Below are 24,057 nucleotides of genomic sequence, written 5' to 3'. Positions count from 1 at the left end.
CCCGCACCCTCCGGGCCGTGCCGGGCGCGGGGCTACCCTTCTCGGGTGAGCAGTGAGCAGACCCCCGCCCCGGAGACCCCCACCCCGGAGACCACCGACGCCGCCGCGGCCGGTGAGCGCCCGCGCCGCCTCGTGTACGCCGCCGCCCTGGCCGCGCTGGAGGGGATCGCCCTCGTCGTGGCGGGCGGGTACGTTCTCGTACTCGGTCTCACCGGCGCCGGTGACGACCGGCAGCAGGCCGTCACCGGTGGGATCACCCTGCTGGTGCTCGCGCTGCTGCCGCTGCTCGCCGCGCGCGGGCTGTGGCTGAGGCGCCGCTGGAGCCGGGGTCCGGCCGTGATCACCCAGATCCTCGCCCTGCCGGTCGCCTACAACCTGCTCCAGGCCGAGAGCATCGCCATCGGGGCGGGCATCGCCCTCGCGGTCGTCTCGGTCGCCGCGCTGGTCCTGCTGGTCAACCCGGCCACGACCCGCGCCCTCGGGATCACCGGGCCGGGCCGCGCCGAATAACGCCCCACCAGGGCGCTCCTACTCCTCCACGAGGAGCTTCTCCCGCAGCTGGGCCAGCGTGCGGGCCAGCAGCCGGGAGACGTGCATCTGCGAGATGCCGACCTCCTGCGCGATCTGCGACTGGGTCATGTTCCCGAAGAACCGCAGCAGCAGGATGCGCTTCTCGCGCGGCGGGAGATCCTCCAGCAGCGGCTTGAGCGACTCCCGGTACTCCACCCCCTCCAGCGCCTCGTCCTCCGAGCCGAGGGTGTCGGCGACCGCCGGGGACTCGTCGTCGGTGTCGGGGACGTCCAGCGACAGGGTGGAGTACGCGTTCGCCGACTCCAGCCCCTCCAGCACCTCCTCCTCGGAGATGGCCAGCTTCTCCGCCAGCTCGTGCACCGTGGGGGAGCGGCCGTGCAGCTGGGACAGCTCGGCCGTCGCCGTGGTCAGCGAGAGCCGCAGCTCCTGGAGCCGACGCGGCACCCGGACCGCCCAGCCCTTGTCCCGGAAGTGCCGCTTGATCTCGCCGACGACCGTGGGAGTGGCGTACGTGGAGAACTCCACGCCGCGCTCCGGATCGAACCGGTCCACGGACTTGATCAGCCCGATCGTGGCGACCTGGGTGAGGTCGTCCAGCGGCTCGCCGCGGTTGCGGAAGCGGCGCGCCAGATGCTCGACGAGCGGCAGATGCATGCGGACCAGCCGGTTGCGCAGCTCCGCGTACTCCGGGCTGCCGTTCTCGAGGCCGCGCAGCTCCACGAAGAGCGCCCGCGCCCCGCTGCGGTCATGAGGGTCGTGCTGTGCCGCCCGCACGGCCTCCGCGCCCGGCGCGGTGCCCTCGGCGTATCGCTCGTGCTCGCTCATCGTCCCGCCCGTAGCCCTTCCCCGAGCCCTCGCCCCCGCGCGGTCGGCGGTCGCGTCCCCGCCGCGCTCCCCCTGGGGCACGCTCCGTACGGCACCCTCGCCGCCGCCCGGTGCGGAGTCGTCCTCCGGGTGGGGTCTGGCCTGCTCGGGGATGCCGTCGATGCCGGCGATGCCGTCCAGGCCGTCGGCCTTGTGCCGGGAGCCGTCCTGGGAGGCCGCCCGCAGGCTCTCGGCCTTCCCGGTCGGCAGTTCTCGCGCGCCGCGCTCTTCGTCCCGCACCGGACCGTCCCCGTTCCTCACGCCGGGCCGGGGCCCGCGCCGCGCTGTTTGTAGAGGCTGATCGACACGGTCCGGTCCTCGTCGACGGCGGACGACACCTTGCCCGCCAGGGCCGACAGCACGGTCCAGGCGAACGTGTCGCGCGACGGGGCGTGGCCGTCGGTGGTCGGAGCCGACACCGTGACCTCCAGCGAGTCGTCGACGAGCCGGAAGACGCAGCTGAGCACGGAGCCCGGCACGGCCTGCTGGAGCAGGATCGCGCAGGCCTCGTCGACCGCGATGCGCAGATCCTCGATCTCGTCCAAGGTGAAGTCCAAGCGGGCCGCCAGACCGGCCGTGGCCGTCCGCAGCACCGACAGGTAGGCACCCGCGGCCGGAAGCCGGACTTCCACGAAGTCCTGGTTCGCCGTGGGCTCGCCTGCGATCTGGGACACCCTCACCTCCATGGTGGTACAAGCTTCACGGGGCCGGGGGTCGCCCCCGGCGTAACGCGTATGTGGTTCCGCGGTGACGCTATCGCGCTCGGAACGTTCCTGTCCCCGCGCCCCCGGCCCCCTGGCGTTACTCACAGTAAAGCTCCGTATACGCTCCGTGTCTAGGGGGTTGGGCGGATTCAAATGGGAAGAGCGCGCGCCGGGTTGACGTACCCAGGCTTCGGGCGCTCGAACCGCCGGATTCGCGGCGGTGCCGCCCGCGGTTGTGCCGTCCACTCTCACACGAGTACGTGGTCCACGAAACACCATCGCCAGTCGTCTCCGGGTTCGAACGTCCGCATCACCGGGTGACCCGAGTCCGTGTGGTGCTTCGTCGCGTGCCGGTTCGGCGAGGAGTCGCAGCACGCGACATGGCCGCAGGTGAGGCAGAGGCGAAGCTGCACCGGATCGGTGCCGTCCGCGAGACACTCCAGGCACGTCTCGCTCAGCGGGCCGGGTTCCGGGAGCGGCAGCGCGTCGAGGTGCGTGCACTGTTTCATGATTGCCAGATTACGTCGGGAGCGCGGGGACCCGCGCGGAGAACGAGGGTGGGCGAGGACATGGACGTGATGCCGCTCCTGCTGCTGATCGCGGGGAGCGCCGCCGTCGCGGGCGTGGCCCGGCGCGGGCCCGTACCCGCGCCGCTGCTGCTGGTCGGCGTCGGCCTGGCCGCGTCCTACGTGCCGGGCGTGCCGGACTACACCCTCGACCCCGAGGTGGTCCTCCCGCTGCTGCTGCCCCCACTGCTGTACACCTCGGCCAGCGACAGCTCCTACCTCGACCTGCGCGCCCAGGTGCGGCCGGTGGCCCTGCTGTCGGTCGGATACGTCCTCTTCGCCACCGTCGCCGTCGGCTGGGTCGCCCATCTGCTCGTGCCCGGACTGCCGCTGACCGCCGCCCTGGTGCTGGGCGCGGTGGTGGCGCCGCCGGACGCGGTCGCCGCCACCGCGGTCGCCCGCAGGCTCGGACTGCCGTCCCGGATCACCACGATCCTCCAGGGCGAGTCCCTGTTGAACGACGCCACCGCCATCACCGCGTACAAGGTCGCTCTCGCCGCCGCCATCGGGGAGGGCGCGACCTGGGCGGGTGGGCTGCTCGAGTTCCTGATCGCCGCGGTCGGCGGTGTCGGGGTCGGCCTCGTCCTGATGCTGCCCCTGCACTGGCTGCGCACCCGGCTGCGCGAGCCCCTGCTCCAGAACACCCTGTCCCTGCTCATCCCGTTCGTCGCCTACGGCGTCGCCGAGCAGTTCCACGCCTCCGGGGTGCTCGCGGTCGTGGTCGTCGCGCTGTACCTCGGGCACCGCGCGTGGGAGGTCGACTTCGCCACCCGGCTCCAGGAGGAGGCGGTGTGGAAGATGGTCGCCTTCATCCTGGAGTCCGCCGTCTTCGCCCTGATCGGCCTCCAGCTGCGCGTCGTCGTCGAGGGGCTCGGCGCGAACGAGGGCGCGCGGGCCGTCGGGTACGCCGCGATCCTCTTCCTGGTCGTCGTCATCGCCCGGGTCGCCTGGGTCTACCCCGCCGCCTTCCTGCCCCGGCTGCTCTCCGCCCGCGTCCGGGAGCGGGAGGAGAACCCCACCTGGAAGGGCGCGCTGGTCACCGGCTGGGCCGGGATGCGCGGCGTGGTCTCCCTCGCCATCGCCTTCTCCGTCCCGCTCACCGTGCACGGCGGCCACCCCTTCCCGCAGCGCAACCTGATCCTCTTCCTGACCTTCACCACCGTCATCGGCACCCTGGTCATCCAGGGCCTGAGCCTGCCCCCGCTGATCCGCACCCTCCGCTTCCCGGCCCGCGACCCGCGCGCGGACACCCTCGCCGAGGCCAACGCGCAGGCCCAGGCGTCCCGCGCGGCCGAGAATCGCCTCGCCGAACTCCTCACCGACGAGCGCAACGCCCTGCCCGCACCGCTCGCCGACCGGCTCCGCGCGGTCATGGAGCGCCGCCGCGACTCCGTCTGGGAGCGTCTCGGCCAGGCCAACCCGGTCACCGGCGAGTCCGTGGACGACACCTACCGGCGGCTGTCCCGCAAGATGATCAGCGCCGAACGCGATGTCTTCGTCCGGCTGCGCGACCACCGCTACATCGACGACGAGATGCTCCGCGCCCTGCTGCGCCGACTCGACCTGGAGGAGGCGGCCGCGTTCCGGGAAGTGGCCTAAAACGTACTGTCCGGGAAGGGGCGTCCGGTGATCACCGCGGCCACGGTTGTCCCGCGCGGGAAGGCGCCCTCCTCGGCCAGCGCGGCGAGCGCGAACAGCGACTTGGCGACATACAGCCGCTCCACGGGCACCCCGTGCCGGTCCTCGAAGTCCGCCGCGAAGCCGTCCAGCTCCGGAGTCGTACGGGCGTAGCCGCCGAAGTGGAAACGGTCCTCCAGCGACCAGTCGCCGGTGCGCGCGCCGAAGGCCCGCTCCTGGAGGGCGCGTACCTCGGCCGTCAGGAAGCCGCCCTTGAGCACGGACACGCCGAGCGCGCGCTGTCCGGGCGCGAGCCCGGCGGCCAGTCCGGCCAGCGTGCCACCGGTGCCGCAGGCCACCGCGACGACCTCCGCGCGGTCCCGCAGCTCCTCGCCCAGCGCCACGCAGCCGCGCACCGCCTCGGCGTTGCTGCCACCCTCCGGGACGACGTACGCGCCCTCCGCGCGGGCCGCGCGCAGGATCGCGGCCAGGGTCTCCGGCTCGGCCTTGCGCCGGTACGCGGCCCGGTCCGTGAAGTGCAGCCGCATGCCGTCGGCCGCGCACCGGGCCAGCGAGGGGTTCAGCGGGCGCCCGGCCAGTTCGTCGCCGCGCACCACGCCGACCGTGGGCAGGCCCAGCAGCCGCCCGGCGGCCGCGGTGGCGCGCAGATGGTTGGAGTACGCGCCGCCGAAGGTGACCAGCGCCCGGCCTCGCGCCACCTCGATGTTCGGCATGAGCTTGCGCCACTTGTTGCCGATCAGCTCCGGGTGGATCAGGTCGTCCCGCTTGAGCAGCAGCCGCACGCCGTGCCGGGAGAAACGGTTGTCCCGCACTTCCACGAGGGGCGAGGGGAGGGCCGGGGCGAGGGGGCCGGCGCCTGCGGTGCTGGTCATGGGCCCATTGTCCCCTCGCCCCCGCGCGTGGACGGGCTAGGGCCCTTCTTCCGGATCAGGCCGGCTCGGGCCGAGGGCGCCTTGAGGCCGACCCGAGCGGGGTCTGGTGCGTGCAGCTGCAAGGCGGAGGAGGGAGTCGACGCGGAGCGTCGGCGACCGACGACAACGCCGCAGATGTGCGTGCCAGACCCCGCGAAACCGGCAAGATCCGGAAGACAGGCCCTAGTCCTTCAGGCGCTCCTTCACGCGGGATCGCAGCGAGGCCATGGTGAAGCCGCGCGGGTCCACCTTGCCCGGCTGCCATTCGCGGTGGCCGATGACCGAACGTTCCGTCCAGCCGTGGTGGCGGCAGATCGCGGCGGACACCCGCACGATCGCCTCCATCTGGGCATCGGGCCACGGGTCCTCGCCGTCGCCGAGGTTCTCGCACTCGAAGCCGTAGAAGTACCGGTTGCCGTCGGTGTTGGCCTCGTTGTCGGTCGGCAGGCCTTTCTCCGCGATGACCGCGCGCAGCACCTCGTCGTCGCCGAGACCGGCGTGGTTGGCGCGGCCGTAGCCGACCAGATGCACCCTGCCGTCCTTGGTGATCACACCGTGGCAGAGCGGGCCGGGCAGCTCCTCGTAGCCCTCGCGGCACAGCTCCACGGTGCGGGCGCTGCCGCTGGTCACCGTGTGGTGGATCATCACGCCGTGCACCGGGCCCCAGGGGCCCTTGTGGTTGCGGTTGTGGACCCGCCAGCCGGCGACCTCCACGACCTTGAGGCCCTCCGCCTTCAGCGCGCTCAGAAAACCGCTCGCGGACATGGGTGGGGACATGACCGCCTCCTTCGTACCGTTCGGGAAGTCTTGTACCGTGCGGGCCGGCCGCCCGTGGCGGCGCACCCGTCACGCTGCTTGTACCGGTGCGGAGTGGTCCGGGACACATCGTTCGCCCGGTGTGCGAGCCGATCCGGCCATTCCCGGCGGTCGCTTCGGGCGGTCTTCCCGGCGGTCGACGAAGTCCCCCAGTCTGCCCAGTGGTCCGATGATCCATTCCCCTCCTTTCGTGTAATGGTGCGGGCACGCTCCGTGATGGAAAGCTCGGCGGTGAGACCGGCGCCCGGGGAGATTCGGCGCCGGGCATACACGGGAGGGCAATTCCTTATGTCGGTAGGCGAAGAGGTCCGCACGGAGCAGGGCAAGCCGCAGCAGTCCCTCGGTACGGCGGCCGCGCGGAACCTGGCCACCACGACCAAGTCCGCACCCCAGATGCAGGAGATCAGCTCCCGCTGGCTGCTGCGCAACCTGCCCTGGGTGGACGTCCAGGGCGGCACGTACCGGGTGAACCGGCGGCTGTCGTACGCCGTCGGCGACGGCCGCGTCACCTTCGTGAAGACCGGGGACCAGGTCGAGGTCATCCCGGCCGAGCTGGGCGAACTGCCCGCCCTGCGCTCGTACGAGGGCGAAGAGGTGCTGACCGAGCTGGCCCGGCGCTGCAGGCAGCGCGACATCGCCGCGGGCGAGGTGATCAGCTCCTTCGGCGCCCGCACCGAGGAGGTCTACCTGCTCGCCCACGGCCGCGTGGAGAAGATCGGCACGGGCCCCTACGGAGACGACGCCGTCCTCGAAGTCCTCGCCGACGGCGCCTACTTCGGCGAGCAGGCGCTGCTGGACCCCGACGCCATCTGGGAGTACACCGCCCGTGCCGCCACCGCGTGCACGGTGCTCGTCCTCACCCGCTCGGACTTCGAGCAGGTCGCCGAGCGCTCCGACTCCCTCGGCGAACACGTGGGCAGGCTGCGCGCGCTCCCGGACCAGCGCACCAACAAGTACGGCGAGAAGGAGGTCGAGCTGGCGGCCGGTCACTCCGGCGAGCCCGACATCCCGCACACCTTCGTCGACTACGAGGCGCGTCCGCGCGAGTACGAACTCAGCATCGCCCAGACCGTGCTGCGCATCCACTCCCGCGTGGCCGACCTGTACAACCAGCCGATGAACCAGACCGAGCACCAGCTGCGGCTGACCGTCGAGGCGTTGAAGGAGCGCCAGGAGCACGAGCTGGTCAACAACCGCGAGTTCGGCCTGCTGCACGCCTGCGAGTACGACCAGCGTCTCCAGCCGCACGACGGCGTCCCCGGCCCGGACGACCTGGACGAGCTGCTCAGCCGCCGCCGGGGCACCAAGTTCCTGCTCGCCCACCCGCGCGCCATCGCGGCGATCGGGCGCGAGCTCAACAAGCGCGGACTGGTCCCGGAGACCATCGACGTGGGCGGCAACCGCATTCCCACCTGGCGCGGGGTGCCGATCTACCCGTGCAACAAGATCCCGGTCAGCGAGGCCCGCACCACCTCGATCATCGCGCTGCGTACCGGCGAGGCCGACCAGGGCGTGATCGGCTTGCGGCAGTCCGGGCTGCCGGACGAGATCGAGCCCAGCCTGTCCGTCCGCTTCATGGGCATCAACGAGCAGGCCGTCATCAACTATCTGGTGACCGCGTACTACTCGGCCGCCGTGCTGGTGCCGGACGCGCTCGGTGTGCTGGAGAACGTGGAGATCGGCCGGTGGCGGTGACGCGATCGCCTGCTTCCCGTCCCGGCGGCCGACGCCGGGGCGGGGGCGGGGGCCTCACCGTGCTCGCCGGGGAGGGGGAGCCATGAGCGAATCCACCGTGGAGACCGGGCAGTGCCCGGCGCCGTTCCCGGCCGACGGAGTGCCGAGGCCGCGACAGGCGGCGGAGGACACGCCGGGACACGAGGCGGTCATCCTGCTGGAGCGCGCCCGGGGTGTCGTGGACCCCGAACTGCGCGCCGCCATCCACTCGTTGCCGGGGCAGTTGCGTCGCATCGCGCTCTACCACTTCGGTTGGAGCCACGCGGACGGTACCCCGGCCGCGGGCAACGCGGGCAAGGCGATCCGGCCCGCCCTCGTCCTCGCGGCCGCCTCCGCGCTGGGCGGTGCGGAGGCGCGGGCCGCATCCGTGCGGGCCGCGGCGGCGGTCGAACTGATCCACAACTTCACGCTGCTGCACGACGACGTGATGGACCGCGACGCCACCCGCAGACACCGGCCCACGGCCTGGACCGTGTTCGGCGTCCCCGACGCGATCCTCGCCGGGGACGCCCTCCAGGCCCTGGCCCTGCGGCTGCTCGCCGACGACCCGCATCCGGCCTCCGGCCGGGCGGCGGCCCGGCTCGCGGAGTGCGTCATCGAACTGTGCGCCGGACAGCAGACCGACACGGCCCTGGAGCAGCGCGCACCCGACGAGGTCGCCCTCGACGAGGTGCTCGCCATGGCCGAGGCGAAGACCGGCGCCCTGCTCGGCTGTGCCTGCGCCCTGGGTGCGCTGTACGCGGGCGCGGCGGACGAGGTGGTGGCGGCGCTGGACACCTTCGGCCGCCAGGCGGGGCTGGCGTTCCAGCTGATCGACGACGTGATCGGCATATGGGGCGACCCCCGGCGCACGGGCAAGCCGGCGGGCGCCGACCTGGCCGTCCGCAAGAAGTCCCTGCCGGTGGTCGCCGCGCTGACGTCCGGCACCCCGGCGGCAGCGGAACTGGCCACGCTGTACGCCCGCCCGCACACGGAGGGGGACACCGCCGAGATCGCCCGTGCGACGGTCGCCGTGGAGCAGGCGGGCGGCCGGGACTGGGCCCAGGCGGAGGCGGCGGACCGTATGGCACGGGCGGTCCAGGAACTGGCCCGGGCGGTACCGGCCCCGGAGGCGGCGGGCGGCCTGCTGGCCCTTGCGGAGTTCGTCACCCGGCGCAGCAGCTGAAGGCGGGGCCCCGCGCATCCCCACGGTGCGCGGGGCTCACCCGTCCTACCCTGGGGCTATGGACAGGGAAGCCCATGTCTGCCCCAGCTGCGGCCGGTCCGTCGACACGGTCGTCGGCCGCCACAAGACCCTGGGTGCGTGGGTCCCGGTGTGGAAACCGGGACCGTGCCACAACCCGGCCTGCGCCTCTACCGTGACCCCCATGCCTCAGCACCCCGAGATCCTCCACCTCACCGAACGCGCCCTCTGGGACACGGCCCGCGAACAGGGCACCTACGAGGTGTCCACCCGAGGCTGCACCCTTGAGGAGGTCGGCTACATCCACTTCTCCACCCGATCCCAACTCCCGCGCGTGGCGGCCTTCCTGTACGGCGAGGACCCCGACCGGGACGACCTGGTGGTCCTGGTGGTCGACCCGGCCCTGCTGGACGCCCCGCTGAGGTACGAGGCGATGCCACCGGCGGGGGAGGAGTTCCCGCACGTGTACGGGGCGGTGCCGGTGTCGGCGGTGGTGGACGTGGAGCCGTGGAAGGGGCGGCCCAGCTAGGCGCCTCTGGTCAGGACTCGAGGCGCCTGCGGTCCTCCTCGTCCCAGGTGCGGGTGTCGCGGGGCTCGACGTAGGGCTCCTCGTCGGCCGGGTGGCCGCCTGCGATGGCGCGGTGGCGGCTCATCTCCGCGTCGAACTCCAGGCCGAGCAGGATCGCCAGGTTGGTGAGCCACAGCCACACCAGGAACACGATCACGCCCGCGATGGCGCCGTAGGTCTTGTTGTACGAGGAGAAGTTGGCCACGTACAGCGCGAAGCCGGCCGAGGCGATCAGCCAGACGAACAGGGCGAGGAAGCTGCCCGGAGTGATCCAGCGGATGCTGCGGATCTTTGCGTTCGGGGTGGCCCAGAACAGGATCGCGATCATGAGGGTGACCAGGACGGCGAGCACGGGCCACTTGGCGAGCGACCACACCGTCAGGAATGTGTCGCCGACGCCCAGCGTGGTGCCGACCTGCTGGGCCACGCCGCCGGTGAGGACCACGATCAGCGCGCTGATCACGGCGATGACCATGAGCACCACGGTCACCCCGAGCCGCACGGGCAGCAGCTTCCACACCGGACGGCCCTCGGGCACGTCGTAGACGACGTTCGCGCTGCGGATGAAGGCGGCCACGTAACCGGAGGCCGACCACATCGCGAGCGCCAGCCCCACGACCGCCATGACCGAGCCGACCCCGCCCTTGCCCTGCATCTGCTGCACCGCGGCGCGCAGGACGTCGCGGGCGGGACCGGGGGCGAGCTGCTGGATGTTGTCCAGCACCTTCTGGGTGGTCGACCGGCCGACGAGTCCCAGCAGGGAGACCAGGGCCAGCAGCGCCGGGAACAGCGCCAGCACGCCGTAGTAGGTCAGCGACGCCGCCCGGTCGACCAGGTCGTCCTTCTGGAATTCCTTCAGGGTGCCCTTCAGCACCGCACCCCAGGAATGCCTGGGCAGATCCGTCAGCGCGTCCGGCGCCCGCCGCTCCACCTGCTCCGACGGGCCGACGCCCATGTCCTGCCCGGCCGACGCGCCTTCGTCGCGGTCCCCGAAGCCCTTCAGCGATTTCTCCATGCCTGGCGGGTGTCCCGTGAGCGGCGGGCTATGTCGGCGGGGGGTGTGCGGGTGCGGGCGGGGCGGCTCGGGCACGGAAGACCGCCCCCGGCTTCCCCTCGTCCGCCCGGCGACGGGAAAAACATGTTGGTCACCTCGGGCCCCGCTGCGAAGATGCGCTGGTTTCCCGGACGGAGGGCGCTTGTTCGTTTTCGTGTGTGCGGGGTGCGGTGCCGAGTTGACCGTCCCGCTGTCCGAGGTCGCGCTGCCGGTCCACGCCCATCAGAAGTACGGCAACGGGGTCCAGCTTCCGGTGCTCATGCGGTCGGGGACGTTCGCCGTGGACCCCGGGTCAGGCCATGGCACTCCCGGGGCGAGTGTCATCGCGCCCGGTGACATCCGTGGAACCCGGCTGATTCCCGAGAAGTGCGACGGGGCCTGCTGTGGCCTGGACGGGGCCGACGGGCCCAACACGGTCTGCGAGGGATGCGACCTCCCCGTGGCGACCAGGCTCGACGACTGCTCGCTCTGGCAGGCGGTATGGCTCTCCTCGGACACCGTGCGCCGCGTCCCCGTCGACGGTACCCCCGCCGCACCCCTGTCCTGGGCGGAGTTGGCGGAGAAGGGGGAGGCGACGCCCCCGTTCGAGCCGATCGCCACGTGGGGCGGACGGCTGGGGTCGAACCACTACTGGTCATGGAGTCCGCGGTGGGAGGCGGCGGCCGGCCATGCGCTCGCTCACCTGCTGGCGGCCTCCGAAGGGCAGCCGGTGAAGGTCCCCGACGGCCTGGCCGCGGAGGTGTTCCAACGCGCGCTCGACGCCCTGTTGCCCGCGGCCGCCCCAGCGCGGCGTGCCGTCCTGGCCGGACCGGGACGGCCTTCCCCCGGCGAGGGCGCCGACATCCTCCTCGTACCGATCCATCCCCGAACGGGCCGGACCTGGACCCCCGCTGGTCCGGCCACTTCGGTGTACCTGGTGCCCCTGCCGCTGGGGGTGTGGCTGTGGCTGGTCTCGCCGCTGCCGTACCTGCCGGTGCCCGCATCGGGCCGCATCCCCCGCGATGTGCTTCGCGACGACCCGCGCCCTCCGCGGCCCAACTACCTCTTCCAACCCGACCGGGAAATATTCCGGCACACCTTGGCACGGCTGTCGGCCGACCTCTTCCAGCCGTCCACGCGGCGGTGGTGTTCATAGCCAGGGGGCGTCGTAGCCCTCGGTGTCGGCCGTGTCGGGGTGCAGCATGGTGCGCAGGCATCGGGTCAGGCCGTCGCCGCCGATGCTCGCCACCGCGCGCATCCAGGGCAGTGGCGCCGTCAGCCGGGCCGTCTCGTCGGTGGCGAGGTCGTCCAGCATGGTGCGCAGTTCGTCCGGGACCGGCAGGTCGGTGAGGCACATCCACCCCAGTGCGGCGATCACGCGTACCTCGGGGGGCCGTGCGGGGTCGGACCAGCAGGACCGCAGCCATCGCGCCGTCCACGGATCGGGGTGCGCCCGGCCCAGCTCGGCGAGCGCCAGCACGAGGCCGGCGCGGGTCGCCGGGTCGTGTTCGACGAGCAGACGGGCGTGGAACGCCGCACGGATGTCCCGCACCCGGCTGGTTGCCGCCGCCAGCGCGTAGGCGGCGGCGAGGCGCACCACGGGGTCGGGGTCGTCGAGCAGGGGCAGGAGAAGACCGGCGTCCGTCGCGATCGCGTCGCGGGCGGCCCGCACGGACCAGTTCTGCGGGTAGCCGGTGACCTCGAAGAACCATGCGTCGTCGCGGAACCGCAGCATGTCGGCCCGCGTGCACACACCGTGGTACCGCATACGTGCCGCCGAGGCCGCCACCGCCAGAGCCGCGACGCGATGACTCGCCTCCGGGTCGGTGCCGATCCGGATCAGGAACGGAACCGTCGGCGCGACCGCGGCCCTCCGGTCATCGGCACACAGACCGCCGAGCCTGCCAAGGGCGCTGTCGGCCCTGGCGGCGTCGCCCGAGCGCAGCCACTCCATGGCCTCCCGGACCCGGCCGCCCTCCGGGAAGCGTCCCCAGGGCACCTCCTCGATCAGGAACCGATCCCTGGCCTCCGCCCGGATACCCGCCACCACCGCACGGACGTCGAGGGGCCCGCCCACCTGATCGAGCGGGTCCCCGTCCCCGAACGCCCGCTCCACGGCCTGGTAGGCCGGGTCGTCCTCCCACTGATTCACCGACGGCCTCCGGGCACAGAAGACCGCACCCGGCTCCGTGGGGGAGCCGGGTGCGGTCGGAAAACTGAAAAGCTGAACCCTGGGGGATCAGGCCTTCTTCGTCTCCCAGAAGATCTTGTCGATCTGGGCGATGTAGTCAAGGGCCTTCTGGCCCGTCGCCGGGTCCGTGGACGCCTTGGCGGCGGAGAGGGACTTGACGGCCTCGTTGATGAGGGTGTGCAGCTCGGGGTAGCTCTCGAAGTGCGGCGGCTTGAAGTAGTCGCTCCAGAGCACGTCCAGGTGGTGCTTGGCCAGCTCGGCGCGCTGCTCCTTGATCACCGTGGCACGGATCTGGAAGTGCAGGTCGTCGTTGGCGGCCATCTTCTCCTGGATGGCCTTGACCGACTCCGCCTCGATGCGGGCCTGGGCGGGGTCGTACACACCGCAGGGCAGGTCGCAGTGGGCGCTGACCTTGACCTTGGGGGCAAACAGGCGGGAAAGCATGGAGCGTTCCTTCCTCGTGATCGTCTTCTCAGGTGGGACATTACTCCCTGAGGGACTGGTTTTCCCGAGTGCCCCCCAGGGCTTAGGACAAAAGTCCGGGGTCAGACTGAGACTGTGGAGGAACGGACCGGGGAGGTACCGGGCATGCCTGAGCTGTCGCAGGACACCGAGCGGGGCAGAGCGCTGCCGCCCTTCGGTCTTGCCGAGGTCACGGGCCCCTCCATGGTGCCCACGCTGCACCACGGGGACCGCCTGCTGCTGCGGTACGGGACTCCCGTCCGGCCGGGGGAGATCGTCGTCCTGCGCCACCCCTTCCAGCAGGACCTGCTGGTCGTCAAGCGTGCGGTGGAGCGGCGCGAGGGCGGCTGGTGGGTGCTCGGCGACAACCCGTACGCCGGTGGGGACAGCACCGACTACGGGGTCGTGCCCGAGGAGCTGATCCTCGGGCGGGCGTGGCTGCGCTACCGGCCGCCGGCCGGGCGGCGCTCGCCGCTGGCGGTGGTGCGCTGGGTGTTCTCCGCGGTCAGGCCGCTGCTGTCGGACCGGTCGGCGGCCAGGCGCTTCCGGGCGCGGTAGGCGGCGACGTTGGCGCGGGTCGCGCAGCGGTCGGAGCAGTAGCGCCGGGAGCGGTTGGTGGAGGTGTCCAGGTAGGCGTTCCGGCAGGGGGCGGCCTGGCACAGGCCCAGGCGGTCGACGCCGTACTCGGTCAGATGGAACGCCAGGCCCATCGCGGCGATCGCCGCGTAGCCCGCGGTCGCGTTCGACGGGTGGTCGGCCAGGTGCATGTGCCACAGCGGGCGGCCGTCGTCGTCGCGGAAGTCGTGGCCGGAGATCTGCGGGCTGACCGGGAACTCCAGCAGCAGGGAGTTCAGCAGGTCCACGGCCAGCGTCTCGTCCCCGTCGTCCGCCGCCTCGAACACCGCGCGCAGCCTGCCGCGGACCGAGCGGAAGCGGGTGACGTCGGCGTCGGTGGCGCGGCGGGCCGCCGACGCGTTTCCGCCGAAGAGGTCGCGTACGGCCTCGACCGAGGTCAGGGAGTCCTTGCCCTGGCCCGGCTCCTCGCTGTTGACGAGGCGTACCGCGTAGTCCGAGTAATGGGCCAGTTCCACTTGTAGTCCTTACGGGGGCGCTCTATGGTCGTGTCTGCCGTCGGGTAACAGCCGGGCGTGCTTCCAGGGTATTACGCGTGCGCCGGAGGGGATGGGGAATCGTGACGACCTCGGAGACGGGAACGGACTGGGCCGCCTGGCAGGAGAGCTGGGACCGGCAGCAGGAGTGGTACATGCCCGACCGCGAGGAGCGGTTCCGGGTCATGCTCGACATGGTGGAGGCGTTCGTCGGCACCGCCCCGCGCGTGCTCGACCTCGCGTGCGGTACGGGCACGATCACCGCGCGGCTGCTGGCGCGCTTCCCGGAGGCCACCAGCACCGGGGTCGACCTCGACCCGGCCCTGCTCGCCATCGCACGCGGCACCTTCGCGGGCGACGACCGGGTCACCCTCGTCGAGGCCGACCTGAAGGACCCGGAGTGGACGGCGGCGCTGCCGTACGCCGATTACGACGCCGTTCTCACGGCCACCGCCCTCCACTGGCTGCACACCGAACCCCTCGCGGCGCTCTACGGGCAGCTCGCCGGGCTGGTGCGGGAGGGCGGGGTCTTCATGAACGCGGACCACATGACCGACGAGTCCACACCCCGGATCAACGCCGCCGAGCGGGCCCAGCGTCATGCCCTGATGGACCGGGCCAAGCGGGAGGGCGCCCTCGACTGGGCCCAGTGGTGGCAGGTCGCGGCCCAGGACCCGGTCCTCGCCGGTCCCACCGCCCGCCGCTTCGAGATCTACGGCGAACACGCCGAGGGCGACACCCCCTCCGCGGCGTCGCACGCGGCCGTCCTGCGCGAGAAGGGGTTCGCGGAGGCGCGGCCGGTGTGGTGCTCGCCGTCGGACACCCTGCTCCTCGCCCTGCGGTGACGCACGGAAGAGGGGCGGTACGGGGGTCACACCCCGTACCGCCCCTCTTCCTGACCGCCTAGAGCACCTTCGACAGGAACGACTGGGTGCGTTCGTGCTGCGGGTTGGTCAGGACGTCGCGGGGGTGGCCGGACTCGACGACCACTCCGCCGTCCATGAAGACCAGGCTGTCGCCCACCTCGCGGGCGAAGCCCATCTCGTGGGTGACGACGACCATCGTCATGCCGGACTCGGCGAGGTCGCGCATGACGTCGAGGACGTCACCGACCAGCTCCGGGTCGAGCGCAGACGTCGGCTCGTCGAACAGCATCAGCTTGGGCTCCATGGCGAGCGCCCGCGCGATCGCCACGCGCTGCTGCTGGCCGCCGGAGAGCTGGGAGGGGTAGTTGCCCGCCTTGTCGCCGAGGCCCACCCGCTCCAGGAGCTGCATCGCCTGCTCCCGCGCCGCCTTCCGGGAGACCCCCTTGACCTGCACGGGCGCCTCCGCGACGTTCTCCGCGGCGGTCATGTGCGGGAAGAGGTTGAAGCGCTGGAAGACCATGCCGATGTTCCGGCGCTTCAGCGCGACCTCGCTGTCCCGTAGCTCGTACAGCTTGTCGCCCTTCTGGCGGTAGCCGACCAGCTCGCCGTCGACCCACAGGCGGCCGGAGTTGACCTTCTCCAGGTGGTTGATGCACCTGAGGAACGTCGACTTGCCGGAGCCGGAGGGGCCGATGAGGCAGAACACCTCGCCCGGCTTCACCTCCAGGTCGATGCCCTTGAGGACCTGCACCGCGCCGAAGGACTTGTGCACGCCCTCGGACTTCACCATCGGCACGACCGCCTGCGGCGGGGGGTCGTTCTTGCTGAGCTTGTCGCTCATGCCGCGCCTCCCTTCGGACGGCCCAGGGAGAACATGTTCGCCCGCACCTTCTGCCATGGTGTGTCAGGCAGTTGACGGCTGGAGCCGCGGGCGTAGTAGCGCTCGATGTAGTACTGGCCCACGCTCAGGACCGAGGTCATGATCAGGTACCAGGCGGCGGCGAGGAAGTACATCTCCACCGGGGCGCCGGAGTTCTGGCCGATGTCCTGGGCGTAGCGGAAGAGTTCTGGATACTGGACGGCCGCCACGAGCGAGGTCGTCTTCAGCATGTTGATCACTTCGTTGCCCGTGGGCGGCACGATCACGCGCATCGCCTGCGGGATCACGACCCGGCGCAGCGTCTTGGCGTGGCTCATGCCCAGCGCGTGCGACGCCTCGGTCTGGCCCTCGTCCACCGCGAGCAGACCGGCGCGGCAGATCTCCGCCATGTACGCGGCCTCGTTGAGGCCGAGGCCGAGCAGCGCCGTCAGCAGCGGCGTCATGAAGTCCGACCAGTAGTTCTTGTAGATCGGGCCCAGGTTGATGTACTCGAAGACGAGTCCCAGGTTGAACCACAGGAACAGCTGCACCAGCACCGGGGTGCCGCGGAAGAACCAGATGTAGAACCAGGCGATCGACGACGTCACCGGGTTCTTCGAGAGCCGCATCACCGCGAGGACGATGCCGCCCACGATGCCGATCACCATGGACAGGACGGTGAGCAGCAGGGTCTTGCCGACGCCGGTGAGGATGCGGTCGTCGAAGAAGAACTCGGGGATGGCTTGCCAGTTGATCTTGCCCTGGCTGAACGCGTACACGATCGCCGCGAGCAGGGCGATGGCGACGACGGCGGACACGTAGCGTCCGTAGTGCTTGACCGGGATGGCCCTGATGGCCTCCGGCGCGGCCGGGGGTGTGTCCTTGCCCCCGGCCGTCTTCTCGATCTCAGTCACAGGTCTTGCCTCTCGGTGGCCGCTGAGGGTCCGCGGATCACTTGCCGCCGTTGATCACGGCTTCCTTGACGGCGCCGTCCTGCACGCCCCACTTCTTGAGGATCTTGGCGTACTCGCCGTTCTTGATGATCGCGTCGAGCGCGGCCTTCAGGGCGTCACGCAGCTGCGTGTCCTTCTTGGCGACGGCGATGCCGTACGGGGCCGCCTCGACCTGGTCGCCCACGACCTCGAAGTCCTTGCCGCCGCCGGAGGTCTTCACCGCGTAGGCGGCGACCGGGAAGTCGGAGGAGGCCGCGTCCACGCCACCGGAGCGCAGCCGGGTCTGGGACTGCTGGTCGTCGTCGAACGGCTCGATGCTGATCTTCTTGCCGCCCGGACACTTCTTGGTCTCCTGCTTGGCCAGGTCCTCCGAGACCGTGCCGCGCTGGACGGCGAGCTTCTTGCCGCACAGGTCCGACCAGCCGGTGATGCCGTTGGTGTCGCCCTTGCGCGTGTAGATGGAGACGCCCGCCGTCAGGTAGTCGACGAAGTCGACGCCCTCGCCGGCCTTCTTGCCGGTGTCGGGGTCGACGCCCTCCTGGCGGTTCTTGTTGTCCGTCATCGCGGACATGGCCATCTGGAAGCGGCCGGAGCGCAGACCGGTGAGCAGGCCGTCGAACGTGCCTTCGTCGAAGGTGAACTTGACGCCGAGCTGGTCGCCGAGGGCGGTGGCGAGGTCGGGATCGATGCCGACGACCTTGCCGGAGGAGTCCTTGAACTCGACCGGGGCGTAGTGGATGTCGGAGCCGACGTGGATCTCGCCCTTGTCCCGGATTCCGGAGGGGAGCAGGTCGGCGAGCGGGGCGCTGCTGTCGGAGGTGCTGCCGGAGTCCTTGCTCTTGGTCTGGTCACCGCAGCCGGTGAGGAGCAGGGAGCCCGCGACCGCGATCGCACCGACCGCTGCGAAGCGGGACCGTGCGGTCGTACGACGGGTGGAGCTTGCGGTCATCGTGGTTCCTCCGGCGGATGGGAAGAGAAGACGTACCGATGGGTCGACGAGAACACACACCTTCGGGTGTCGCGACCTCGTGGGTTTACGGCATCTTGCCATTCGGACTACGCCATTCAGGCCCGTCACAATGTCAAAATCGGATAACGGGTGATCGAGAACCGCATCAGGTCGGTACATCCGCGCTCCATTCACACGGGATGATCTGCGGAAATAGACTTTTCACACCGGAAGATCTGCAGCAGGTCTCACGATGCGGACGGGCGTTGTGCGGGGTTTCGGGGGATTCGCGGGGCGCTTGAGGTTCCTCTGAGGTGCGCCCACGGGCCCTCCGCGCGAGGGGAGCGGCGCGGGCCGGGAGGGCCGGGCGGCATTCCGGGGCGACATGTGACCTTGCGCCTAATGGACTCGTGGTCCGCCCGTCCGTCCGGTATGAAGGTTCTTTACACCCCTCATCCGGGGCTCAGGGCGCGTGTGCGGCGCGCCCGTCGCGCAGGTGCTCGTACGTATCCGTCAACCGAGCCTTGCGCGGTGCCCGCCCACTCCTCACCCGGAGTGGTCGACCCTCAACCATGCATACCTAAGGGGTAAGACAAAGTGGCAGCGGAGATCGTCAATCCTCGCAGCGACAGCGGTGCCGGACCGGAGGGCGGGGCCGAGCCCCTGGACTCCTTCGATCCCGCGTTCGCGCTGCACCGCGGCGGCAAGATGGCCGTGCGGGCCACCGTGCCGATCCGGGACACGGAAGACCTTTCCCTCGCGTACACCCCCGGCGTCGCGCGCGTGTGCACCGCGATCGCGGAACAGCCGGACCTGGTCAACGACTACACCTGGAAGTCCTCGGTCGTCGCCGTCGTCACCGACGGTACGGCCGTGCTCGGTCTCGGGGACATCGGTCCCGAGGCGTCCCTCCCCGTGATGGAGGGCAAGGCGATCCTGTTCAAGCAGTTCGGCGGCGTCGACGCGGTGCCGATCGCCCTCGCCTGCACCGGAGTCGACGAGATCGTGGAGACCGTCGTCCGGCTCGCCCCGTCCTTCGGCGGGGTGAACCTGGAGGACATCTCGGCGCCGCGCTGCTTCGAGATCGAGCGGCGCCTGCAGGAACGGCTGGACATCCCGGTCTTCCACGACGACCAGCACGGCACCGCCGTCGTCACGCTGGCGGCGCTGCGCAACGCGGCCCGGCTCAGCGGGCGTGAGATCGGGCAGCTGCGCGTCGTCATCTCCGGGGCCGGGGCGGCCGGTGTCGCCATCGCCCGGATGCTGATCGAGGCCGGTATCGGGGACGTGGCGGTCGCCGACCGCAAGGGCGTCGTCTCCGCCGACCGGACCGATCTGACCGACGTCAAGCGGGAGTTGGCCTCCTTCACCAACAAGGCCGGGCTCACCGGCACGCTGGAGGACGCGCTGGCCGGCGCCGACGTGTTCGTCGGTGTCTCCGGTGGCACGGTCGCGGAGGAGGCGGTCGCCTCCATGGCGAAGGGCGCCTTCGTCTTCGCCATGGCCAACCCGAACCCCGAGGTGCACCCGGAGGTCGCGCACAAGTACGCGGCCGTCGTCGCCACCGGGCGCTCGGACTTCCCGAACCAGATCAACAACGTGCTCGCCTTCCCCGGCATCTTCGCCGGTGCGCTCCAGGTGCGGGCCTCCCGGATCACCGAGGGCATGAAGATCGCCGCGGCCGAGGCGCTCGCCGCCGTCGTCGGTGACGACCTCTCCGCCGACTACGTGATCCCGTCGCCCTTCGACGAGCGGGTCGCCCCGGCGGTCACGGCCGCCGTCGCGGCCGCGGCTCGTGCGGAGGGCGTCGCGCGGCGCTGAGGCGGCTGCGCGCAGCGTTTTACGGGAACGGCCTCGCCCCTTTCGGGGCGGGGCCGTTCGTGTTTGGCGGGGGCGAGTTGGCGGGGGCTGGGGGGCTTGGCGCGCGTTCCGCGGGTCGGTCCCCAGGGGGTGGGGTCGGGTCGCTGGTTCAGCGGGGTGTGTGGCGGTGGCGAGGCGGGCTGGCGCGCCGCTCCGGTGTGCCGCCGGTGCGGGGCGGGGACTCGCGACGCGGGTCGTCGCGTCGGCAACGTGGAGGGGCGGGGGCGGGGCCGGTGGCTCGGTCGTGTGCCGCCAGGTCCGCCCGGTGTGCTGGTCGCTGTCACGGGGCGGTCGGGGGGCTGTTCCGGTCCTACGGGCGCGCGCCGGGCCCGGAGGGCGTTCGCGCAAGAGGGCGTGTGTCACACCGTCGGCCGGTTCCGCCGAGGGCGGGGCGGAATCTATCGTCGAGGCCATGTTCGCCGCCTATGCCGCCCGGATCGACCGCGACCAGCCGCTCTCCGGCCTTGAGTTGGGGGAGCGCCCGGCCCCCGAGGCCCGGCCGGGCTGGAGCACCATCGACGTCCGCGCCGCCTCCCTCAACCACCACGACCTCTGGTCCCTGCGGGGCGTCGGGCTTCCCGAGGAGCGGCTGCCGATGATCCTCGGCTGCGACGCCGCCGGGATCGACGAGGACGGCAACGAGGTCGTCCTGCACTCCGTCATCGGCCAGAGCGGCCACGGTGTCGGACCCCGTGAACCCCGCTCCATCCTCACCGAGCGCTACCAGGGCACCTTCGCCGAGCAGGTCGCCGTGCCCACCTGGAACGTGCTGCCCAAGCCGAGGGAACTGTCCTTCGCCGAGGCCGCCTGTCTGCCCACCGCCTGGCTGACCGCGTACCGGATGCTGTTCACCAACGCCGGGGTGCGGCCCGGTGACTCGGTCCTGGTGCAGGGCGCGGGCGGGGGTGTTGCCACGGCCGCCATCGTGCTCGGCCGGGCGGCGGGGCTGCGGGTCTTCGCCACCAGCCGGGACGAGGCCAAGCGGAAGCGGGCGCTGGAGCTGGGCGCCGTCGAGGCCGTGGAGCCGGGGGCGCGGCTGCCGCAGCGGGTGGACGCCGTCATCGAGACCGTGGGCGCCGCGACCTGGTCGCACTCCATCAAGTCGCTGCGGCCCGGCGGCACCGTCGTGATCTCCGGCGCCACCAGCGGCGACCGGCCCTCGCACGCCGAGCTGACCCGGATCTTCTTCCTGGAACTCAAGGTCGTGGGCTCGACCATGGGCACCAAGGACGAGCTGGAGGACCTGCTCGCCTTCTGCGCCACGACCGGCGTACGTCCCGTCATCGACGAGATCCTCCCGCTGGACCGCGCCCGCGAGGGCTTCGAACGCCTCGAGTCCGGCGAGCACTTCGGGAAGATCGTGCTCAGCAACTCCTGAACTCCTTTCGGGAGAGGGCCGATACGGAGGCGGGTCCGGGATGCCGGGCCCGCCTTCTTCGCGGCTCGCATGTCAACTTGGGTTGACAAGTACTTCATGTCAACCTAGGTTGACATCATGACGGATGCAACGGATCTCGCCCAGCGGGCCGGTGACCGCGATCCGCGGGTCGGACTGCGGGCCGTGGCCGCGCTGCGCAGGCTGCTGGAGCAGCTGGAGGCGGTGCAGGTGCGCGGCGCGCGCAATCAGGGCTGGTCGTGGCAGGAGATCGCCGCCGAGCTGGGGGTCAGCAGGCAGGCCGTGCACAAGAAATACGGGAGGCAGTGATGTTCGAACGCTTCACCAAGGACGCCCGTGAAGTCGTCCTGGGTGCGGTCGCGCACGCGGAACGCGCGGGCCTACGGTCCATCGGCGCCGAGCAGCTGCTGCTCGCCCTCCTCGACCGCGAGGGCAGCCGGGCCTCCTTCGCCTTCGCCGCGCTCGGCCTCGCCGAACGCAAGGACTCCCTGCGTGCGGCGCTGGCCGAGGCGCGGCGCCGGGCGGGCCTGACCCGCGCGGACACGGACGCCCTCGCCGGACTCGGCATCGACGTCACGGAGATCGTCTCCAGGGTCGAGGAGGCGCACGGCGCCGGGGCGCTGTCCGGCGACCGCCGTGACCCGGGCGGCTGGTCCGGCCGCCGGACCTTCGACCAGGACGCCAAGGGCGTACTGGAGGGGGCGCTGCGCGCCGCCGTCGGCCACCGCGACCGGCGCATCGGCGACGAACACCTCCTGCTCGCCCTGACGGTGCGGCCCGGGGTGCCCGCCGAGGTGCTCGCCGACCACGGGGTGACCGACGAGTCGCTGCGGCGGGTCCTGTACGGCGAGGGGGCCGCGCAGGCGGGCTGACGCCGAGCCCCCTCCGAGGCGGCTCAGACCTTGGGGCCGTTGAGTATCGCGCCGATGTGGGCCGCCGCCGTCGACAGCCGGTGGCGGACGTCGCGCAGCTGGTCCTCGGTGACGCCGTGGTCGCGGGCCGCGTCCCGGACGTCGTCCCGGAAACGGTCCAGCAGCCGGTCCAGGTCGCGGGCCGGGTCGCCGGTGGGGGGCTCGTGGGTCCAGGCGGGCTCGTACTCCATCGGGAAGTCCGGCGGGGTGTCGGAGTACACGGGGCCGGGCGCGGCCTTGGTGCTGCCGCTGCCGCTGTCCGCCGTGCCGGTCCGCCTGGCGTGGTCCTTGCCGAAGTCGCCGAACTCCCGCGCCAGTTCGGCCAGGCCCTCGCGGACGCCGGTCGGCCAGTCGCCGCGGGTGAAGTGGTCCTGCACCCGCTCTTGGACCCGGCCCGCGAGGCGGCGCATCTCCTCCTGGGCGCGGGCGTTGGCCTGCGACTGCGCCTCCTGGGCCTGGCGCCGGGCCTGCTGGGCCTCCTCGCGGGCGCGGCGGCTCTCGTCCTTGGCGCGCCGGGCCTGCTCCTTCCACTCCTGCTTGGCGCGGCGCATCTCCTCCTTGGCGGTCCGCCACGCCTCGGAGTCACCCGGTCCGGCCGACTCGTCGGAGGCGCCCGGACGGTCGGCGCCCGCCCCGCCGGCGCGGGTCCGGGACGCCGCCGCGCGCATCTCGCGCCGCAGGTCGCCCGCCGCGCCCCGCACATCGGCCTTGATCTCGGCGGCGAGTTCCGCGACCGACTCGCGGATCTCCAGCTCCAGGTCGGCCAGTTCACCGCTGCGGCCCGCCAGCTCGGCGCGGCCCGCGTCGGTGATCGAGTAGACCTTGCGGCCGCCCTCGCTGGTATGGGTGACCAGACCCTCGGCCTCCAGCTTGGCCAGGCGCGGGTAGACGGTGCCCGCCGAGGGGGCGTAGAGCCCCTGGAAGCGTTCTTCGAGGAGCCTGATCACCTCGTAGCCATGGCGCGGGGCCTCGTCGAGCAGCTTGAGGAGGTACAGGCGGAGGCGGCCGTGGGCGAAGACGGGGGGCATGTCAGAGCACCTTCTTGTCGGTCGTGCCGTCCGCGGGGGAGGCGGGGGCGGTGCCGGGGGCGGTCTCCCAGGCGGTGTCGTCGTCCTCCTCGGCCGGGCGGCGCAGCAGGGCGATGGAGCCCGAGACCGTGGTGGCCCGGAGCTTGCCGCTGCCCGAGCCGAGGCGGCCGGTGATCTTGTGGGCGCCCCACTGGCCCTGCACGCGCAGGCCGTCGAAGGCGTTGGAGATCGAGCCGCTCGCGGTGTTCGCCTCCACGTCGGTGTCGGCCGGGTGCGGGAGCCGTATGGCGATCTCGCCGGAGACGCTGGTCAGGCGTACGTCGGTGGGGCCTTCCGGGTCCAGGTCGATGATCATGGAGCCGCTGACCGAGTCGGCGCGGACGGAGGGGCCCGCGCCCTCCACCACCGTCAGATCGCCGGACACCGACTTGAACCGCAGGTCGCCACTGACCGCCTGGGCCTCCACATTGCCCGAGACGGTGTCCGCGCGGACCGGGCCGGAGACGCCGACGAGCGTGGTGTCGCCGGTGACGCCCTTGACCACGGAGGGGCCGCGCACCCCGGAGACGACCGCGGCGGCGCCGACCACCCCCACCTCCACCCGGGTACCCGCGGGGACGGCGAGCGAGACCACGGCGCTGCGCCGCCAGCCCTCGCGGTCCAGCCACTTCAGGAAGCCCTTCCACGGCAGGTCCTCGTACGCCACGGTCAGGACTCCGTCCCGGTGCGTGACGATCAGGGGTGGGCCCTCGATGTCCGAGACCTCCAGGCGGGCGGAGCTCTCCTCGGTGCCCACGACGTTCACCGTGCCGTTGACGACGCGGACGTTCAGCTCGGTCACGGGGGCTTCGAAGCTCAGCTTCTGGGGTTCGGCGACGGTCCACTCGGACACGGGTCCTCCTCGGGCGTGACGCGGACAAGAGGG

The 24,057-nt window shown here is 71.8% G+C and carries 26 protein-coding genes; 12 read left to right on the top strand and 14 right to left on the bottom strand.

Going from position 1 to position 24,057, the window contains the following annotated elements; genetic code table 11:
* Window positions 1–45 precede the first annotated feature (45 nt).
* The gene (locus tag ACIPPM_RS14350) at window positions 46–510 is read left to right on the top strand and encodes a hypothetical protein (RefSeq protein ID WP_401447189.1); all 465 of its coding nucleotides are present in this window, start codon (window positions 46–48) and stop codon (window positions 508–510) included.
* An 18-nt stretch (window positions 511–528) separates the two neighbouring features.
* On the opposite strand, the gene ACIPPM_RS14345 is transcribed toward ACIPPM_RS14350, so the two are convergent.
* The 3 genes from ACIPPM_RS14345 to ACIPPM_RS14335 form a co-directional block, all read right to left on the bottom strand.
* Window positions 529–1,635, bottom strand: a complete 1,107-nt coding sequence (locus tag ACIPPM_RS14345; RefSeq protein WP_401447187.1) for an RNA polymerase sigma factor SigF — start codon at window positions 1,633–1,635, stop codon at window positions 529–531.
* Between the two features lie 17 nt (window positions 1,636–1,652).
* The gene (locus tag ACIPPM_RS14340; protein WP_018544439.1) at window positions 1,653–2,069 is read right to left on the bottom strand and encodes an anti-sigma regulatory factor; all 417 of its coding nucleotides are present in this window, start codon (window positions 2,067–2,069) and stop codon (window positions 1,653–1,655) included.
* A 278-nt stretch (window positions 2,070–2,347) separates the two neighbouring features.
* Window positions 2,348–2,608, bottom strand: coding sequence for a UBP-type zinc finger domain-containing protein (locus ACIPPM_RS14335; protein ID WP_388995616.1), 261 nt, complete (start codon window positions 2,606–2,608; stop codon window positions 2,348–2,350).
* Window positions 2,609–2,668: 60 nt separating this feature from the next.
* Between ACIPPM_RS14335 and ACIPPM_RS14330 the strand changes: the two genes are divergently transcribed.
* Window positions 2,669–4,264 carry a Na+/H+ antiporter gene (locus ACIPPM_RS14330; RefSeq protein WP_401448467.1) on the top strand — a complete coding sequence of 532 codons (1,596 nt, stop codon included), beginning with the start codon at window positions 2,669–2,671 and terminating at the stop codon, window positions 4,262–4,264.
* Here the strand turns inward: ACIPPM_RS14330 and ACIPPM_RS14325 are convergent.
* Window positions 4,261–5,175, bottom strand: a complete 915-nt coding sequence (locus tag ACIPPM_RS14325; RefSeq protein WP_401447182.1) for a 1-aminocyclopropane-1-carboxylate deaminase/D-cysteine desulfhydrase — start codon at window positions 5,173–5,175, stop codon at window positions 4,261–4,263. The two genes, ACIPPM_RS14330 and ACIPPM_RS14325, sit on opposite strands and share 4 nt — an antisense overlap.
* 222 nt (window positions 5,176–5,397) lie before the next feature.
* Window positions 5,398–5,991: an N-acetylmuramoyl-L-alanine amidase gene (locus tag ACIPPM_RS14320; protein ID WP_401447179.1), complete on the bottom strand. Its 594-nt coding sequence runs from the start codon at window positions 5,989–5,991 to the stop codon at window positions 5,398–5,400.
* Between the two features lie 327 nt (window positions 5,992–6,318).
* On the opposite strand from ACIPPM_RS14320, the gene ACIPPM_RS14315 reads away from it, so the two are divergent.
* The 3 genes from ACIPPM_RS14315 (at window position 6,319) to ACIPPM_RS14305 (ending at window position 9,476) form a co-directional block, all read left to right on the top strand.
* Window positions 6,319–7,725, top strand: coding sequence for a family 2B encapsulin nanocompartment shell protein (locus tag ACIPPM_RS14315; protein ID WP_401447176.1), 1,407 nt, complete (start codon window positions 6,319–6,321; stop codon window positions 7,723–7,725).
* Window positions 7,726–7,807: 82 nt separating this feature from the next.
* On the top strand, window positions 7,808–8,929 hold the full coding sequence (locus tag ACIPPM_RS14310; protein WP_401447173.1) for a family 2 encapsulin nanocompartment cargo protein polyprenyl transferase: 1,122 nt from the start codon (window positions 7,808–7,810) through the stop codon (window positions 8,927–8,929).
* 202 nt (window positions 8,930–9,131) lie between these two features.
* Complete coding sequence (locus tag ACIPPM_RS14305) at window positions 9,132–9,476, top strand: DUF952 domain-containing protein (RefSeq protein WP_401447170.1); 345 nt, start codon at window positions 9,132–9,134, stop codon at window positions 9,474–9,476.
* Between the two features lie 10 nt (window positions 9,477–9,486).
* On the opposite strand, the gene ACIPPM_RS14300 is transcribed toward ACIPPM_RS14305, so the two are convergent.
* The gene (locus ACIPPM_RS14300) at window positions 9,487–10,530 is read right to left on the bottom strand and encodes a YihY/virulence factor BrkB family protein (protein ID WP_401447167.1); all 1,044 of its coding nucleotides are present in this window, start codon (window positions 10,528–10,530) and stop codon (window positions 9,487–9,489) included.
* 181 nt (window positions 10,531–10,711) lie between these two features.
* On the opposite strand from ACIPPM_RS14300, the gene ACIPPM_RS14295 reads away from it, so the two are divergent.
* Window positions 10,712–11,704: a hypothetical protein gene (locus ACIPPM_RS14295; protein ID WP_401447164.1), complete on the top strand. Its 993-nt coding sequence runs from the start codon at window positions 10,712–10,714 to the stop codon at window positions 11,702–11,704.
* On the opposite strand, the gene ACIPPM_RS14290 is transcribed toward ACIPPM_RS14295, so the two are convergent.
* Window positions 11,699–12,700 carry a HEAT repeat domain-containing protein gene (locus tag ACIPPM_RS14290; protein WP_401447161.1) on the bottom strand — a complete coding sequence of 334 codons (1,002 nt, stop codon included), beginning with the start codon at window positions 12,698–12,700 and terminating at the stop codon, window positions 11,699–11,701. The genes ACIPPM_RS14295 and ACIPPM_RS14290 overlap by 6 nt on opposite strands.
* 87 nt (window positions 12,701–12,787) lie before the next feature.
* Window positions 12,788–13,183, bottom strand: coding sequence for a superoxide dismutase, Ni (sodN, locus tag ACIPPM_RS14285; RefSeq protein WP_030807512.1), 396 nt, complete (start codon window positions 13,181–13,183; stop codon window positions 12,788–12,790).
* A gap of 144 nt (window positions 13,184–13,327) precedes the next feature.
* On the opposite strand from sodN, the gene sodX reads away from it, so the two are divergent.
* On the top strand, window positions 13,328–13,759 hold the full coding sequence (sodX, locus tag ACIPPM_RS14280; RefSeq protein WP_401447158.1) for a nickel-type superoxide dismutase maturation protease: 432 nt from the start codon (window positions 13,328–13,330) through the stop codon (window positions 13,757–13,759).
* Here sodX and ACIPPM_RS14275 read toward each other — a convergent pair.
* Complete coding sequence (locus tag ACIPPM_RS14275) at window positions 13,645–14,292, bottom strand: CGNR zinc finger domain-containing protein (RefSeq protein WP_401447155.1); 648 nt, start codon at window positions 14,290–14,292, stop codon at window positions 13,645–13,647. The genes sodX and ACIPPM_RS14275 overlap by 115 nt on opposite strands.
* 101 nt (window positions 14,293–14,393) lie before the next feature.
* On the opposite strand from ACIPPM_RS14275, the gene ACIPPM_RS14270 reads away from it, so the two are divergent.
* Window positions 14,394–15,155 (top strand): class I SAM-dependent methyltransferase, encoded by a 762-nt coding sequence (locus ACIPPM_RS14270; protein WP_401447152.1) that lies wholly within the window; start codon window positions 14,394–14,396, stop codon window positions 15,153–15,155.
* 58 nt (window positions 15,156–15,213) lie between these two features.
* On the opposite strand, the gene ACIPPM_RS14265 is transcribed toward ACIPPM_RS14270, so the two are convergent.
* Genes ACIPPM_RS14265 through ACIPPM_RS14255 form a run of 3 tightly spaced genes read right to left on the bottom strand, consistent with a single transcriptional unit; the run spans window position 15,214 to window position 17,937 of the window.
* Complete coding sequence (locus ACIPPM_RS14265; protein WP_388997328.1) at window positions 15,214–15,966, bottom strand: amino acid ABC transporter ATP-binding protein; 753 nt, start codon at window positions 15,964–15,966, stop codon at window positions 15,214–15,216.
* A 47-nt stretch (window positions 15,967–16,013) separates the two neighbouring features.
* A complete protein-coding gene (locus ACIPPM_RS14260; protein WP_393912623.1) occupies window positions 16,014–16,949 on the bottom strand; it encodes an amino acid ABC transporter permease in 936 nt (311 codons plus the stop codon).
* A 37-nt stretch (window positions 16,950–16,986) separates the two neighbouring features.
* The gene (locus tag ACIPPM_RS14255; protein ID WP_401447149.1) at window positions 16,987–17,937 is read right to left on the bottom strand and encodes an ABC transporter substrate-binding protein; all 951 of its coding nucleotides are present in this window, start codon (window positions 17,935–17,937) and stop codon (window positions 16,987–16,989) included.
* A 597-nt stretch (window positions 17,938–18,534) separates the two neighbouring features.
* On the opposite strand from ACIPPM_RS14255, the gene ACIPPM_RS14250 reads away from it, so the two are divergent.
* The 4 genes from ACIPPM_RS14250 to ACIPPM_RS14235 all read left to right on the top strand — a co-directional run bounded on the left by ACIPPM_RS14250 (window position 18,535) and on the right by ACIPPM_RS14235 (window position 22,065).
* Window positions 18,535–19,758 carry an NADP-dependent malic enzyme gene (locus ACIPPM_RS14250; protein WP_401447147.1) on the top strand — a complete coding sequence of 408 codons (1,224 nt, stop codon included), beginning with the start codon at window positions 18,535–18,537 and terminating at the stop codon, window positions 19,756–19,758.
* A gap of 451 nt (window positions 19,759–20,209) precedes the next feature.
* The gene (locus ACIPPM_RS14245; RefSeq protein ID WP_401447145.1) at window positions 20,210–21,175 is read left to right on the top strand and encodes a zinc-binding dehydrogenase; all 966 of its coding nucleotides are present in this window, start codon (window positions 20,210–20,212) and stop codon (window positions 21,173–21,175) included.
* A 117-nt stretch (window positions 21,176–21,292) separates the two neighbouring features.
* A complete protein-coding gene (locus tag ACIPPM_RS14240; protein ID WP_030807538.1) occupies window positions 21,293–21,502 on the top strand; it encodes a helix-turn-helix domain-containing protein in 210 nt (69 codons plus the stop codon).
* A complete protein-coding gene (locus tag ACIPPM_RS14235; protein WP_401447142.1) occupies window positions 21,502–22,065 on the top strand; it encodes a Clp protease N-terminal domain-containing protein in 564 nt (187 codons plus the stop codon). Before ACIPPM_RS14240 ends, ACIPPM_RS14235 begins: the two co-directional genes overlap by 1 nt.
* A gap of 23 nt (window positions 22,066–22,088) precedes the next feature.
* Here the strand turns inward: ACIPPM_RS14235 and ACIPPM_RS14230 are convergent, their stop codons facing one another.
* A complete protein-coding gene (locus ACIPPM_RS14230) occupies window positions 22,089–23,132 on the bottom strand; it encodes a helix-turn-helix transcriptional regulator (RefSeq protein WP_401447140.1) in 1,044 nt (347 codons plus the stop codon).
* Between the two features lies 1 nt (window position 23,133).
* Window positions 23,134–24,024: a DUF4097 family beta strand repeat-containing protein gene (locus ACIPPM_RS14225; RefSeq protein ID WP_401447137.1), complete on the bottom strand. Its 891-nt coding sequence runs from the start codon at window positions 24,022–24,024 to the stop codon at window positions 23,134–23,136.
* Window positions 24,025–24,057 lie beyond the last annotated feature (33 nt).

The sequence above is a fragment of the Streptomyces sp. NPDC090119 genome (assembly GCF_044747085.1).
In the GTDB taxonomy this organism is placed as follows: domain Bacteria; phylum Actinomycetota; class Actinomycetes; order Streptomycetales; family Streptomycetaceae; genus Streptomyces.
Note: the sequence above shows the minus strand (reverse complement) of the source record. Positions and strands in the feature narration are given on the sequence as shown.